At 68.8% G+C, this 14,648-nt stretch carries 14 protein-coding genes; all 14 read left to right on the top strand.

The features are described from left to right. A partial coding sequence (locus AC1DWT_RS32600) for a response regulator transcription factor (protein ID WP_477923817.1) occupies window positions 1-342 on the top strand: 342 nt, incomplete at its 5' end. A 235-nt stretch (window positions 343-577) separates the two neighbouring features. After that, the gene (locus AC1DWT_RS32595; protein WP_072938789.1) at window positions 578-1,780 is read left to right on the top strand and encodes a CaiB/BaiF CoA transferase family protein; all 1,203 of its coding nucleotides are present in this window, start codon (window positions 578-580) and stop codon (window positions 1,778-1,780) included. Window positions 1,781-1,808: 28 nt separating this feature from the next. Beyond that, entirely contained in the window at window positions 1,809-2,696 is an 888-nt protein-coding gene (locus tag AC1DWT_RS32590) for an LLM class F420-dependent oxidoreductase (protein WP_072938786.1), read from the top strand. Window positions 2,697-2,724: 28 nt separating this feature from the next. After that, the gene (locus tag AC1DWT_RS32585) at window positions 2,725-4,179 is read left to right on the top strand and encodes an aldehyde dehydrogenase family protein (protein WP_477923814.1); all 1,455 of its coding nucleotides are present in this window, start codon (window positions 2,725-2,727) and stop codon (window positions 4,177-4,179) included. After that, window positions 4,161-5,771: an AMP-binding protein gene (locus tag AC1DWT_RS32580; RefSeq protein ID WP_095863213.1), complete on the top strand. Its 1,611-nt coding sequence runs from the start codon at window positions 4,161-4,163 to the stop codon at window positions 5,769-5,771. The genes AC1DWT_RS32585 and AC1DWT_RS32580 overlap by 19 nt, the downstream gene beginning before the upstream one ends. A gap of 73 nt (window positions 5,772-5,844) precedes the next feature. Beyond that, window positions 5,845-6,315 carry a VOC family protein gene (locus AC1DWT_RS32575; protein WP_072938780.1) on the top strand — a complete coding sequence of 157 codons (471 nt, stop codon included), beginning with the start codon at window positions 5,845-5,847 and terminating at the stop codon, window positions 6,313-6,315. A 29-nt stretch (window positions 6,316-6,344) separates the two neighbouring features. After that, the gene (locus AC1DWT_RS32570) at window positions 6,345-7,169 is read left to right on the top strand and encodes an IclR family transcriptional regulator (protein WP_095863214.1); all 825 of its coding nucleotides are present in this window, start codon (window positions 6,345-6,347) and stop codon (window positions 7,167-7,169) included. A 136-nt stretch (window positions 7,170-7,305) separates the two neighbouring features. After that, entirely contained in the window at window positions 7,306-7,986 is a 681-nt protein-coding gene (gene npdG / locus AC1DWT_RS32565) for an NADPH-dependent F420 reductase (protein ID WP_072938776.1), read from the top strand. Next, window positions 7,967-8,284, top strand: coding sequence for an NIPSNAP family protein (locus AC1DWT_RS32560; protein WP_072938775.1), 318 nt, complete (start codon window positions 7,967-7,969; stop codon window positions 8,282-8,284). The genes npdG and AC1DWT_RS32560 overlap by 20 nt, the downstream gene beginning before the upstream one ends. A gap of 103 nt (window positions 8,285-8,387) precedes the next feature. Continuing rightward, window positions 8,388-9,437: an LLM class flavin-dependent oxidoreductase gene (locus AC1DWT_RS32555; protein WP_072938773.1), complete on the top strand. Its 1,050-nt coding sequence runs from the start codon at window positions 8,388-8,390 to the stop codon at window positions 9,435-9,437. Further along, window positions 9,434-10,132 carry an enoyl-CoA hydratase/isomerase family protein gene (locus AC1DWT_RS32550; RefSeq protein WP_095863215.1) on the top strand — a complete coding sequence of 233 codons (699 nt, stop codon included), beginning with the start codon at window positions 9,434-9,436 and terminating at the stop codon, window positions 10,130-10,132. Before AC1DWT_RS32555 ends, AC1DWT_RS32550 begins: the two co-directional genes overlap by 4 nt. Continuing rightward, the gene (locus AC1DWT_RS32545; protein WP_072938769.1) at window positions 10,129-11,292 is read left to right on the top strand and encodes an acyl-CoA dehydrogenase family protein; all 1,164 of its coding nucleotides are present in this window, start codon (window positions 10,129-10,131) and stop codon (window positions 11,290-11,292) included. The genes AC1DWT_RS32550 and AC1DWT_RS32545 overlap by 4 nt, the downstream gene beginning before the upstream one ends. Continuing rightward, window positions 11,289-13,847 (top strand): bifunctional FO biosynthesis protein CofGH, encoded by a 2,559-nt coding sequence (locus tag AC1DWT_RS32540; protein ID WP_179377639.1) that lies wholly within the window; start codon window positions 11,289-11,291, stop codon window positions 13,845-13,847. Before AC1DWT_RS32545 ends, AC1DWT_RS32540 begins: the two co-directional genes overlap by 4 nt. After that, the gene (gene cofC, locus AC1DWT_RS32535) at window positions 13,844-14,575 is read left to right on the top strand and encodes a 2-phospho-L-lactate guanylyltransferase (protein ID WP_083395635.1); all 732 of its coding nucleotides are present in this window, start codon (window positions 13,844-13,846) and stop codon (window positions 14,573-14,575) included. Before AC1DWT_RS32540 ends, cofC begins: the two co-directional genes overlap by 4 nt. Window positions 14,576-14,648 lie beyond the last annotated feature (73 nt).

Below are 14,648 nucleotides of genomic sequence, written 5' to 3'. Positions count from 1 at the left end.
GAATGCAAACAAAAGAGCCGGAAGGCACTCGGAGGCAAGGTGTTCGACGCTGCCCACCGCAGAGGTGAGCAGCTCGGCTTCGATGCGGCCATCGCCTACGCCCTGCATGAACAGCCGGCCGGCACGTCCGCGCACGGCACCGGCCCGTCGACGCGTCTGACCAAGAGGGAGCGTCAAGTCGCCGACCTCATCGCCGAAGGGCTGACCAATCAGGCCATCGCCGACCGCCTGGTGATCTCGCCGCGCACCGCTCAGGGGCATGTGGAGCACATCTTGGCGAAACTGGGCTTCACCTCGCGAGCACAGGTCGCGGCCTGGGTCGTGGAGCAGACCGGCGGCTGAACGCAGGCACGTCCGTTCTAGTCGAACGGATGAAAATCTGTGGTCGGCAAACGTGTATCTCGCGCTTCGCAAGTCTTCGCGGCGAGGTCCGGCAGCGGTGCCGTCCTGGGGCCGAGTCGCGCACTCTGCCCGCCGATCGGCGGCAAATCCCCTCTTGACAGCGGGTGGCGGTGCTCGTAACGTCCGTGGAGTTCCAAATAATGATGTCAGTTCAGTATTATGAACGGAGCTTGTGATGGGGTTCACCGGAAATAGCGGAGCGTTGTCGGGCATCAAGGTGATCGACGCCGCGACGATGGTGGCCGGCCCGTTGGGCGCATCGCTGCTCGCCGACTTCGGTGCCGACGTCATCAAGGTCGAGCCGATCGGTGGTGACGAGTCGCGGACGTTCGGGCCGGGGCGCGACGGCATGAGTGGCGTCTACTCGGGCGTCAACCGAAACAAGCGCGCTGTCGCGCTCGACCTTCGAACGGCGGCAGGTCTCGAGCTGTTCCACGAACTCTGCTCGACGGCGGACGTGCTCATCGAGAACATGCTGCCCGGGGTTCGTGAGCGATTCGGGCTGACCGCCGCCGAGCTTCGCGAACGGCACCCTCACCTGATCTGCCTCAACGTCAGCGGGTACGGCGACAGCGGGCCCCTCGCGGGCCGTCCTGCCATGGACCCGGTCGCTCAGGCGCTCACCGGCCTCATGGAGGCCACCGGGGAACGCTCCGGGAAGCCGCTCAAGGCCGGGCCGCCCGTCGCCGACAGCGCCGCGGGCTACCTGGTCGCGATCGCCGCCCTCGTCGCACTCTTCGCGAAACAGCGCACGGGGGAGGGGCAAACGGGCTCGGTGTCCCTGGTCGGGGCGTTGTTCCATCTGCAGACTCCGTGGCTGGGGCAGTACCTCCTCGCCGATTACATTCAGGGCAAGGTAGGCAACGGCAGCAATTTCTACGCGCCGTACAACGCCTATACGACCCGTGACGGCGGCGCGGTCCACCTGGTCGCGTTCAACGACCGCCACTTCGTCAAGCTGACCCGGGCGATGGGTGTGGAGGCTCTCGTCGACGATCCGCGCTTCGCGGACGCCGCGTCCCGGTTGGAGCACCGCGAGGCCCTCGACTCCGCCTTCGCGCCCTGGTTCGCCGCCCGCGATCGTGACGACGTGGTCGAGTTGCTCTCGGCTCACGACATCATCTGCGCCCCGGTCCTCGCATACGACGAGGCCGTCACCCATCCCCAGATCCAGGCCCTGGACCTCGTCGTCGACATCGACCACGACCAACTCGGACCGCTGCGGGTCCCGGGCCTCCCGGTCAAGCTCTCGGGCACCCCGGGTCACGTGCATCGCCCACCGACTTCGCTGGGCGAACACACCACCGAGATTCTCCGGGATCTCGGCTACCAGGACGACCGGATCGCGGCCCTCCGGGCCGACAGCGTCGTCCGATGACCACCGAACACGGCGAAAGGAAGCATCAATGAAGGTCGGAATCAGGATCCCGGGAGCGGGACCGTGGGCAGGGCCCGAGGCGATCACGGAGGTCTCGCGGTACGCGGAGAAGATCGGCTTCGACTCCCTCTGGATGACTGATCACGTCGCGCTGCCGACCCGAGTCGAGACGCCGTACCCGTACACCGAGGACGGCAAGTTCCTGTGGGACCCCGCCACGCCGTACCTCGACTGCCTCACGTCGTTGACGTGGGCGGCGGCGGCCACCGAGCGGATCGAGCTCGGCACGTCGTGTCTGATCCTGCCGTGGCGTCCCCTCGTCCAGACCGCGAAGACGCTGGTGAGCATCGACGTGATGTCGCGCGGGCGGCTTTCGGTCGCCATCGGCGTGGGCTGGATGAAGGAGCAGTTCGAGCTGCTGGGAGCGCCCTTCAAGGACCGCGGCAAGCGGACCACCGAGATGGTCAACGCGATGCGGCACATGTGGAAGGAAGACGAGGTCGACTTCGACGGCGATTTCTACCAGCTCCACGACTTCAAGATGTACCCGAAGCCGGTGCGTGGCACGATCCCCGTCTGGTTCGCGGGATACAGCACCGCCTCGCTGCGCCGCATCGCTGCGATCGGCGACGGCTGGCACCCCCTTGCGATCGCGCCCGACGAGTACGCCGGATACCTGGCCACCCTGCAGCAGTACGTGGAGGAGGCGGGCCGCGACATGAGTGAAATCACGCTCACCGCAAGGCCTTTGCGGACGGCGCCGTACAACGCCGAGACGATCGAAGCGTACGGCGACCTCGGTGTCACCCACTTCATCTGCGACACGTCGTTCGAACACGACACCCTCGAAGCAACCATGGAGGAGCTCGCGGAACTCGCTGACGCCGTCCTCCCCACCGCACACAACCTGGCCTGACGGCCCGGCGGAAGAAAGGACGAGAATTGTGCAGGCACTCACCTCGACAGTTCCCCTCGTCATCGGCGACCAACTGAGCCCGTCGTCGACAGGGGCGACCTTCGACTCGATCAACCCGGCCGACGGGTCGCACCTGGCCACGGTGGCCGAGGCGACGGTTCAGGACGTCGCGCGCGCCGTCGAGTCCGCGAAGGTCGCGGCCAAGGCGTGGCAGCGCATGCGTCCCGCCCAGCGGACCCGGCTCATGTTCCGCTACGCCGCGCTGATCGAGGAACACAAGATCGAGCTCGCCCAGCTGCAGAGCCGGGACATGGGCAAGCCCATCCGAGAGTCGTTGGGCGTCGACCTTCCGATCATGATCGAGACCCTCGAGTACTTCGCGGGCCTCGTGACGAAGATCGAGGGTCGCACGACGCCGGCTCCCGGCCGGTTCCTCAACTACACCTTGCGTGAGCCGATCGGCGTAGTGGGTGCCATCACACCGTGGAATTTCCCTGCAGTGCAGGCGGTCTGGAAGATCGCGCCGGCTCTCGCGATGGGCAACGCCATCGTGCTGAAGCCTGCGCAGCTCGCCCCGCTCGTCCCCGTGGCGCTCGGCGAGCTGGCCCTCCAGGCCGGGTTGCCGCCGGGGCTGGTCAACGTCCTGCCCGGTCGGGGTTCGGTGGCGGGTAACGCGTTGGTGCAGCACCCGCTGGTCGGCAAGGTGACGTTCACCGGCTCGACCGAGGTCGGCCAGCAGATCGGCCGGATGGCGGCCGACCGCCTCATCACGACCTCGCTCGAGCTCGGCGGCAAGTCGGCGCTGGTGGCGTTCGGCGACTCGTCCCCGAAGGCGGTCGCCGCCGTGGTCTTCCAGGCGATGTACGGCAACCAGGGCGAGACGTGCACGGCTGCGAGCCGGCTGCTCGTCGAGCGGCCCATCTACGACGAGGTGGTCGAACTCGTCCAGAAGCGGGTCGAGGCCGCCCGGGTGGGCGACCCCCTCGACCCCGAAACGGAGATCGGCCCGTTGGTCAGTGCCGCGCAACGGGAATCGGTCCACTCGTACGTCGTGGCCGGGACCGAGGAGGGCGCCAAGCTGATCAGCGGCGGCGGCCAGTCGCCGAACGGAGCCGCGGAGCAGGGCTTCTACTACCGTCCGACGCTGTTCGCCGGAGTCACCGCGGACATGCGCATCGCCCGGGAGGAGATCTTCGGACCCGTGCTGTCGGTCCTGCCGTTCGAGGGCGAGGACGAGGCGATCACCCTCGCCAACGACACCATCTACGGGCTGGCCGCGGGCGTGTTCACCCGCGACGTCGGCCGCGCACTGAGGTTCGCGCAGACCCTCGACGCCGGCAACGTGTGGATCAACACCTGGGGAGTGCTCAACCCCGCGTCGCCGTACCGCGGCTTCGGACAGAGCGGCTACGGCAGCGACCTCGGCCAGGCCGCCATCGAGAGCTTCACCAAGGAGAAGAGCATATGGGCACGCCTGGATTGACCTCCGGGCCGTCCCGGCCACAGATCGTGGGACGGCTGATCGACGCCCGCCACGTTCCGGACTGGGAGCCCGCGGCGGACTACACGATCACCGAGGACGCCCTCTTCTCCCGCGATCCCGACGCCGTTGCCGTGCTGCGCGAGGGGACCCACGCGCCCGAGAAGGTGACGTTCGGTCAGGTGCAGCGCGCCGCCGTGCGCATCGCGGGTGTCCTCCGCGCCCGCGGGGTCGAGCCCGGTGACCGTGTCGTCCTGTACCTCGACCCGTCGGTCGAGGCCGCCGAGGTCGTGTTCGGGGTGCTCGTCGCCGGGGCCGTGCTCGTGCCGGTCCCGCGACTGCTCACCGGCAACTCGGTGGGGCACCGGCTCGCCGACTCGGGTGCGACCGTGCTGGTCACGGACGGTCCGGGCGTCGACCGGCTCGAGTCGACGGGGTGCTCGCTGCGCGACGTCGACGTGCTCACGGTGGACGGCGCGCGTGGTCCGAGGCTCGGGGACCTCGCCCGCCGGGTCGACCCGTTGGCCCCGGTGCCCGGCCGGCCCTCGGACCCGGCCCTGCTGATGTACACATCGGGCACCAGCGGTCCACCGAAAGGCATCGTTCACGGACACCGCGCCCTGCTCGGGCACGCGGGCGTCGATTACGCCTTCGAGCTGTTCAGGCCCGGGGACGTGTATTTCGGCACCGCGGACTGGGGTTGGATCGGCGGCCTGATGCTCGGGTTGCTGGTCCCGTGGTCGTTCGGCGTCCCCGTCGTGGCTCATCGGCCACAGCGTTTCGACGCCGCCGCCACCCTGGACATGATGGCCCGCTTCGGCGTGACCACCGCCTTCCTGCCCGCGTCGGTGCTGCGGATGTTCGCCGAGCACGGGGAATCGGCACGGCAACGCCTCCGCGCGGTCGTGACCGGGGGAGAGCCCGCCGGTGCTGCGGAACTCGGCTGGGCCCGCAGCCACCTCAGTGACTGCGTCAACAAGGCCTACGGCCAGACCGAGGCCAACGCCCTCATCGGCGACTCCGCGGCTCTCGGATCGGTCGACGACGCAACCATGGGCGCCCCGTACCCCGGGCACCGCATCGCAATTCTGGACGAGGACGGCGTCCGCGTCGCACCCGGTGAGGTCGGTGAGATCGCGCTCGAACTGCCGGATCCGGTTGCACTCCTTGGCTATTGGGACTCGTCTTCGGCTCGGGCGGTACCCCCTCCGGGGGATTGGCACCGGACGGGCGATCTGGCGCGGCTCGCACACGGGCGCCGGCTGGAGTACCTGGGCCGCGCCGACGACGTGATCAAGAGCCGCGGCTACCGCATCGGCCCGGCCGAGATCGAAGAGGCCCTGAAGCGTCATCCGCAGGTCCTGGACGCGGCAGCGGTGGGGCTGCCCGACCGGGAGATGGGCCAACAGGTCAAGGCGTTCGTGCACCTCGCTGCCGGAGAGCTCACGGAGGAGATCGCGGCACAGCTCCGCGAACTCGTCACGGCGGCGGTGGGTCCGCACGCCCGGCCCCGTGAGATAGAGGCAGTCGCAACGTTGCCGCGCACGGAGACCGGAAAGGTCCGGCGCCGCGAGTTGGTGCGGCCCCCGGCTTGAGCACTCGGCGAATCCCGCGAACCCGCGGAGCGCTATTTATCGACCCAGCTAGACGAACACGAAGGACGAAGCAATGCGAAAATTCTGGCACGTCGGCATCAACGTGACCGACATGGACAAGTCGATCGACTTCTACCGGCGAATCGGCTTCCAGGTAGCGCAGGACAAAGAGGTCGACGACAGCAACCTCGCGCGGGCATTCATGGTCGAAGGGGCCAGCAAGCTCCGTTTCGCGCACATGCGCCTGAACAACTCCCCGGACGAGGCCATGCTCGACCTCATCCAGTGGCGGGACGCACGCTCCGAGGGGCGGGCGCAGAGCGACCTCGTACACCCCGGCCTGTGCCGATTCTCGATCCTCACCGACGACATCGACGCCGAATACGCACGGCTGGCGGACGACGGTGTCGAGTTCCTGCACTCGCCGCAGACCATCATGGGTCCGGACGGAGTCAACGGCTGGCGGCTGCTCTTCGCCCGCGATCCCGACGGCACGCTGTTCCATTTCGCCGAACTGCTGGGGCAGGCCGCTACGGTCGGCTGACAGCATTCGCACGACGAAGGTAGGAACCCTTGACCAAGGCAGAAGTCCCGGGAAGCGGCACGACCGACGAGCGGGGCGAGCAAACCGGTGAACAGTTGGTCCCCGCTGTCTCACGCGCCACCCGCGTGCTCGAGACGCTGGTCCAGCAGTCTGCCGGTGCCACGCTCACCGAGCTGGCCAAGCGCTGCGCCCTGGCGAAGAGCACGGCGTCGGTCCTGCTCCGGACCATGGTGGTCGAGGGTCTCGTCGTGTACGACCAGGAGACGCGCCGGTACAACCTCGGTCCGCTGCTCGTGGAATTCGGGGTCGCGGCGATCGCGCGAACGTCGGCCGTCGCCGCGTCGCGGACGTACATGGAGTGGTTGGCCGAGCGGACCGAGCTGGCCTGCCTGGCCATCCAGCCGATGCCGGACGGTCACTTCACGGCGATCGCGAAGATCGAGAGCCGCAAAGCCGTCAAGGTCACCATCGAGGTCGGTTCGCGCTTCGACCGCACTACCCCGTTGATCAGCCGATTGGCGGCAGCATGGCCGGGCCGGGGGCGCCCGGGGCCCATCTCGTTCCCCGACTCCGAACTGGAGCAGCTCCGGGCGCAGGGCTACGGCGCGGTCTACGGCGAGTATCGCCCCGAACTCAACGTCCTGGGGGTCCCGGTATTCGACCGGGACGGCGTGCCATGCCTGTTCATTGCCCTGCTCGGCATGGGTGACGACCTGACGGTCGAGGGCGTGGCCGGCATCGCCGACTACCTCGTCACGGCGTCACGGGAGATCAGCTCGCGCATCGGCGGACACATCCCCGAGGACTACCCGACTCCCGCCGGGGCGCCGGACCTCGACGCCGGACGCGGCTGACCGACCCGCACTTTTTCTTTCCTGCGGCGACCCCACCCGGGGCCTGCCGCTCCGAGTCGACCCTCGATGGTCGGCTGCCCACCTCCGGGTGCCACGCGCCCGAGGTATCCCCGTCCACTGTTCGTAGGAGACATAGATGACCAGCAACAAGATCGCCGTCGTCGGCGGCACCGGGCCCCAGGGAAAGGGGCTGGCGTACCGGTTCGCAGCGGCCGGCAGACACGTCGTGATCGGATCGCGTTCGATCGAACGCGCCGAGGAAGCGGCCGCCGAGGTGCGCAGACGCGCCGGTGACGGCGCCCGGGTCAGCGCTGCCGACAACGCGTCGGCCGCCGCCGACTGTCCCATCGTCCTGTTGGCCGTCCCGTACAAGGGCCATCGTGAGCTGGTCTCCGGGTTGGCTCCCGTTTTCGCGGGCAAGCTCCTGGTCAGCTGTGTGAACCCGCTCGGCTTCGACAAGGCCGGGGCGTACGGTCTGGACGTCGAGGAGGGCAGCGCTGCCGAGCAGTTGCGGGACCTGGTGCCCGACGCCACCGTCGTGGCTGCGTTCCACCACCTGTCGGCGGTCACACTCTGGGAGCACGAAGGCCTCGTCCAAGAGGATGTGCTCGTGTGCGGCGACGACCGGACCGCCAAGGACGAGGTGGCCCGGCTCGCAGTCGCGATCACGGGCCGGCCCGGCATCGACGGCGGGGTACTGCGGGTGGCGCGGCAGCTCGAACCGCTGACCGCCGTTCTCATCAACGTCAACAAGCGCTACAAGACGCACTCGGGTCTCGCTGTGAACGGGGTTGTTCATGATCCACGAGCTGCGTGAGTACATCGCTCTACCGGGCCGCGCCGACGACCTTCATCGCAGGTTCGCCGACGAGACCCTGGCCCTGTTCGCGGAATTCGGGCTGCAGGTCGACGGCTTCTGGCACGAGGCGGGCAACCGCGGCCGGATCGTGTACCTGGTGGCCTTCCCCGACGCCGAGGCCGCGGACGCGCACTGGGCACGGTTCCAGACCGATCCTCGGTGGCTCGCGGTGAAGGCGCGCACGGAGAGCGACGGGCCGCTGATCTCGGAGATTCGAAGCACGTTCCTGGTCACTCCGGCGTACGCCCGGCCCTGAGCGGCGCCCGAAGAGGTTGGGCCCGACTCTTGACCGTCGCCGCATCCTGCCCCTAATCTGTTCCATATAGTGATTCGAGTTCAATATCATGAAGAGAAGTTCCATGATCAAAGGAATCCAGCTTCACGGCTGGGCTGACGGGCCACAGATGGTGGAAGTGGCAGAGATCGCTGCTCGGAGTTTCGAGACCGTCTGGCTCAGTGACCAACTCCAGTCCCGAGGCGTTGCGGTTCTCCTCGGCGCCATCGCTGCGCGCACCGGCGCGGGCGTCGGCACGGCGGTGACGTTCCCCTTCGGACGCAACCCGCTCGAGATGGCGTCCAGCATGGCCACCCTCGCGGAATTCATGCCCGAAGGACGCCGGGTCAGCATGGGAATCGGCACCGGGGGTGGGTTGGTGAGTGCGCTCATGTCGCTGCAGAATCCGATCGAGCGGGTGGCCGAGTTCATTGCGATGTGCCGACTTCTCTGGCAGGGCGACGCGATCCGAATGGGTGACTACCCCCAGATCTGCGCAGGCCTCGGATTGCGTGAGGATGCTCGGGCGTCGTTCTCCTGGACGAGCAAGCCCGACGTGCGCGTCGTGGTCGCCGGCGCCGGACCGAAAGTACTGGAGATGGCCGGCGAGCTTGCCGACGGCGTCATCTGCGCCAGCAACTTCCCGGCGCACAGCCTCGCGGCCTTCCGCAGCGGCCAGTTCGACGCGGTGAGCAACCTCGATTCGCTCGACCGGGGACGACAGCGCAGCCAGCGGGGAGAGTTCACCCGGATCTACGGTGTCAATCTGTCCGTCTCCGCGGACCGGGACAGCGCCTGTGCGGCGGCGCGGCGACAGGCCACACTCATTGTGAGCCAACAGCCTCCGGAGAACCTGCACCGGGTGGGCTTCGAGCCGTCCGACTACGCCGCCACCCGAGCGGCGCTCAAAGCCGGTGACGGCGTGGACGCCGCTGCCGACCTCCTCCCGCAGGAAGTCGCGGACCAGCTCGTCGTGTCCGGCACACCGGGCGACTGCATCGAGGCGCTGGCCGAGCTGCTCGAGTACGCGGAGGACGCCGGATTCACGGAGGCCTACATCGGTGCCCCGGTCGGCCCCGATCCCCGTGAGGCAGTCGAGCTGCTCACCTCCCAGGTCCTGCCGGAGCTCCGATGAGCGCGAATAGGGAAGTAGCCCTGGACTTGTGCCCGGCCGAGCACCACGACGGTCTGGTCGTCCTGACACTCAATCGTCCCGAGGCACGCAACGCCCTCGACGTCCCCCTGCTCGAGGCGTTCGTCTCCGCACTTGCCGAGGGAAAACGCGCGGCCGTCGATGTCCTTCTCGTGCGGGCGGAGGGACCCGCGTTCTGTGCAGGAGCCGACGTGCGTTCGGACGACGGCACCGCGACCGGCCGCCCGGGTCTCCGGCGCCGGCTGATCGAGGAAAGCCTCGACCTGATCGGCGACTACCCGGCCGCAGTGGTCGCGGTCCAGGGCGCCGCGGTCGGCGCCGGCTGGGCCATAGCCGCGGCCGCGGACATCACCCTGGCCTCACCTGCCGCTACGTTCCGATTCCCCGAGCTCCCACTCGGGTTCCCGCCGCCCGACAGCACGGTGCGCCGACTCGAGGCCGCCGTCGGCCCGGCGCGGGCACTGCGGCTCCTGGCCCTGAACGAGCGCTTCGTCGCCGACGACCTCGCCAGGCTCGGTCTGGTGGACGTCGTTCCCGAGGATTCGCTCGACGTGACGGCGCGCGAGACGGCCGCCCGACTCGCGATTCTTCCGCCCGAGCTGTTGCGCGATCTCAAAACAGGGCTCTCCGCCTGGAAGCGGACCTCTCTACCGAACACCCTCGAAAGGCAATCATGACCACCAGCATCCACATCCAGACCGACGAGCAGGCGCACCTGCGCACCACGGCCCGGGCGTTCCTGGCCCGGCACGCTCCCGCGCTCGACGTGCGAATCTGGGACGAGGCGGGGACGTACCCCGAGCACCTGTTCCGCGAGATCGCCCGCCTGGGGTGGTACGACGTGGTGGCCGGAGACGAGGACGTCGACGGTACGGCCGGCCTGCTGATCACGCTCTGTGAGGAGATCGGCAAGGCGAGCTCCGACCTCGTGGCCCTGTTCAACCTGAACCTCAGCGGGCTGCGCGACATCCACCGCTGGGGCACGCCCGAGCAGCAGGAGACGTACGGCGCGCCGGTGCTGGCCGGCGACGCGCGCCTGTCGATCGCGGTCAGCGAACCCGACGTGGGCTCCGACGCGGCGAGCGTTGCCACGCGCGCCGAGAAGGTCGGGGACGGTTGGGTCCTCAACGGTCAGAAGACCTACTGCGAAGGCGCGGGCCTGCCCGGCGCGGTGATGGAACTCGTCGCCCGGGTGGGCGGCGGTGGCCGTAAGCGCGACCAGCTCGGCGTATTCCTCGTCCCGGTCGACCATCCGGGTGTCGAGGTCCGCCGGATGCCGGCGCTGGGACGGAACATCAGCGGCATCTACGAGGTCTTCCTGCGCGACGTCACCCTCCCGGCGACGGCGGTGCTGGGTGAGCCCGGTGAAGGATGGCAGATCCTCAAGGAACGCCTGGTGCTCGAACGCATCATGATCAGCTCCGGCTTCCTGGGCAGCGTGGCCGCGGTGCTCGACCTGACGGTCCACTACGCCAACGAGCGCGAGCAGTTCGGCAAGGCACTGTCGACCTACCAGGGCGTGACCTTGCCCCTCGCCGAGATGTTCGTCAGGCTCGACGCGGCCCGATGCGCCGTGCGCCGTTCGGCCGACCTCTTCGACGCGGGTCTGCCGTGCGAGGTGGAGAGCACCATGGCGAAGTTCCTCTCCGGTCAGCTCTACGCAGAGGCCTCCGCGCTGGCGATGCAGATCCAGGGCGCCTACGGCTACGTGCGCGACCATGCCCTGCCGATGCACCACTCCGACGGGATCATCGCCCGTGTCGTGGCGGGGCCGCCCTCGGTGCAGCTCGACTTCATCGCCCGGTCGATGGGCTTGGGGACAGGAGCGAGCAGGTGACGGGTCTGAGGCGCGCACTCGCGCGGGCGAGCGCCGGCAAGACCATCGACGCCGGTGAAGCCGAGGCCCTCCTCGGTGCGCGCGGCGCCGACCTCGACCGACTGTGCGAGGTCGCCGCGGGCGTCCGGTCGGCGGGCCTGTTCGACGCAGGCCGCCCGGGGGTGGTGACCTACAGCCGGAAAGTGTTCATACCGCTCACCCGCCTGTGTCGCGACCGCTGCCACTACTGCACCTTCGCAACGACCCCCGGGCGGGTCGACGAGCCGTTCCTCTCTCCCGACCAGGTGCTCGAGATCGCCCGTGCGGGCGCCCGGATGGGCTGCAAGGAAGCGCTTTTCACGCTGGGCGACCGGCCCGAGGATCGGTGGGACGCCGCCCGCGACTGGCTCGAGTCGCGCGGCTACGCCGACACACTGTCCTACGTGCGGGCCATGGCGGTGCTGGTCCTCGAGGAGACCGGCCTGGTGCCCCATCTGAACCCGGGGGTCATGAGCTGGGCGGAACTCCAACGCCTCAAGCCGGTGGCCGGTTCCATGGGACTGATGCTCGAGAGCACGGCCCGCTCACTATGGGCAGAGCCCGGCGGCTGCCACTACGGCTCCCCGGACAAAGATCCCGCCGTCCGACTGGCCTGCATCGAGGACGCGTCCCGCACCAACATCCCCTTCACGACCGGGATCCTGGTGGGGATCGGCGAGTCGTACGCCGATCGGGTGGAGTCCATCCTCCAGATCCGCCGGATCGCAAAGCAGTACGGCTCCATCCAGGAAGTGATCGTCCAGAACTTCCGCGCCAAGCCCGACACCGCGATGCGGTCCGCCGACGATGCAGACCACGAGGAGTACCTGGCCACGATCGCGGTGGCACGCATCCTCCTCGGACCTTCGATGCGCCTGCAGGCCCCGCCCAATCTGTCGGAGCCGGGTGAGCTGCGCCGGCTGTTGGCGGCGGGCATCGACGACTGGGGTGGGGTGTCGCCGCTGACYCCCGACCACGTGAACCCCGAACGCCCCTGGCCGGAGATCGACCGGCTCCGTGAACTGAGCGCTGCCGCCGGTTTCGAGCTCCGGGAGCGCCTCGCCGTCCAACCGCAGTACGTCCTCGCGGGAGATCCGTGGATCGACGCCCGGGTCCGGCCGCACCTGCTGGCGCTCGCCGACCCGGAGACCGGTCTGGCCGCGGACGTGCTTCCGGAGGGCCGGCCGTGGCAGGATGCCGCGCCCGTAGAATCCAGTGGCCGAACCGATCTGCACCTCGAGATCGACGCGGAAGGGCGTCGTACCGATACCCGCAGCGACTTCGCGAACGCGTTCGGTGACTGGACGGTACTCGGCGAGGAGATGAACGCACGCGCGGCGGCCGGCGCCCATCCCCGCCTGGGCGGTGAGGTGCTCGCCGCCTTGCGCACGGCCGAGCGGGACCCCGCGGGTCTCAGCGACGACGAGGCGCTGGCGCTCATCCACTGCGACGGCGCCGATCTGGATGCCTTGTGCGCCTTGGCGGACCAGGTCCGGCAGTCGACGGTGGGCGACGCGGTGACCTACGTCGTCAACCGGAACGTCAACTTCAGTAACGTCTGCTACACCGGCTGTCGATTCTGCGCGTTCGCGCAGCGCGCCAGCGACGCTGATTCGTACCGGCTCTCCGTCTCCGAGGTGGGGGACCGGATCGCCCAGGCCTGGGACGTCGGCGCCACCGAGATCTGCATGCAGGGCGGGATCGATCCCGGTCTCCCCAGCACCATTCATCTGGACCTGGCCGCCGAGGCGAAACGCCGGGCCCCGAAGATCCACCTCCATGCGTTCTCGCCGATGGAGATCGTGAGCGGGGCGTCGCGCATGGGCATCTCGGTGGCCGAGTGGCTGACCGAGGCGCGCAACGCCGGGCTCGATTCCGTGCCGGGCACCGCCGCCGAGATCCTGGACGACGAGATCCGGTGGGTGCTCACCAAGGGCAAACTGCCTGCGGCCGAGTGGATTCGGGTAGTCAAGACCGCGCACGAGCTCGGGATCCGCACCACCGCGACGATGATGTACGGGCACGTGGACGAGCCCCGGCACTGGGTCGGTCACCTTCGCGTGCTGCTGGACATTCAGCGGGAGACGGGCGGCTTCACGGAGTTCGTTCCGCTGCCGTTCGTGCACCAGAGTTCACCCATCTACCTCGCAGGTCTGGCGAGGCCGGGCCCGACCCGACGGGACAACCGCGCGGTACACGCATTGGCGCGGTTGATGTTGCACGGTCAGATCGACAACATCCAGTGCTCGTGGGTCAAGCTCGGTCCAGACGAATGCGTGGAACTGCTTCGCGGTGGCGTCAACGACCTCGGCGGCACCCTGATGGAGGAAACCATCAGCAGGATGGCCGGTTCGACCAACGGATCGATGAAGACCATCGCCGACATCACCAACATGGCCGCGGCTGCAGGCCGACCTGCCCGGCAGCGCACCACCACATACGAAGCCGTCGACGCCGAACGAACCGCCGCAGCCGAACGGTTCGACGACAGGGCGAGGTCCGTGCTGCCGCTCGCCGTCGGGATGGTCGGCCAGTGACCGCACATCCAGCTCCCGAAAGTGGTGGAACCCGCAGTCGAGGTCCCCGCGGGCCGTGGGTGGCCGTGATTCCCCAGCGGGACATCACGTCGGCGAAATCCCGGCTCCTGCTCCGGCCGGAAGCCCGGCAGGCGGTGGTTCGCGCAATGTTCCGAGACACCGTCTCTGCGGTTCGGGCTGCCTCGCAGGTGGAGGCGGTGCTCGTTGTCGTCGACCGGATTCAGGACGCGGCCCACGTGCGGTCGCCGGGTGTCGTCCCACTCGTATTGCCGGGCACGCCGGGCATGAACGCCGCCCTGCGCGAAGGTGGGCGCCGGGCCCGCGAGTGGTGGCCGCGCTGCCGGCTGGCGGGACTGCCCGCCGATCTTCCGAGCCTTCGCAGCGAGGACCTGGACGTCGCGCTGAAGGTGGCCGGGCGGCACGAGCGCACATTCGTGGCGGACCGAAGACGCGAGGGGACAAGTCTTCTGACGGCCTCCGAGGGCGTCGACCTCGATCCGGAATTCGGGGAGCGCTCGCGGCTGGCGCACCTGGGCTCCGGGGCGGTGGAGACGCTCGACCCGAACATCGAGTCCCTGCGGCGGGACGTCGACGATCTCGACGACCTGCTGGACGCCGCACTGGGACATCCCGGTGCCGCGCTGGGCGCCGTGCTGCGCAGTCTGGGTCACCCGTTCGATCGGATGTCGGCGCGGCAGCGGTCCGGCTCTTCCTCGGTGGCGCCCTGACTTTCGGTTCGGCGCACTGATTTTCATCCCTATACAGCGGTGATCGGCTCGATGAGGTGACCTGTCGGTGACC

It is taken from the genome of Rhodococcus sp. P4_B6 (assembly GCF_056402215.1).
Note: the sequence above shows the minus strand (reverse complement) of the source record. Positions and strands in the feature narration are given on the sequence as shown.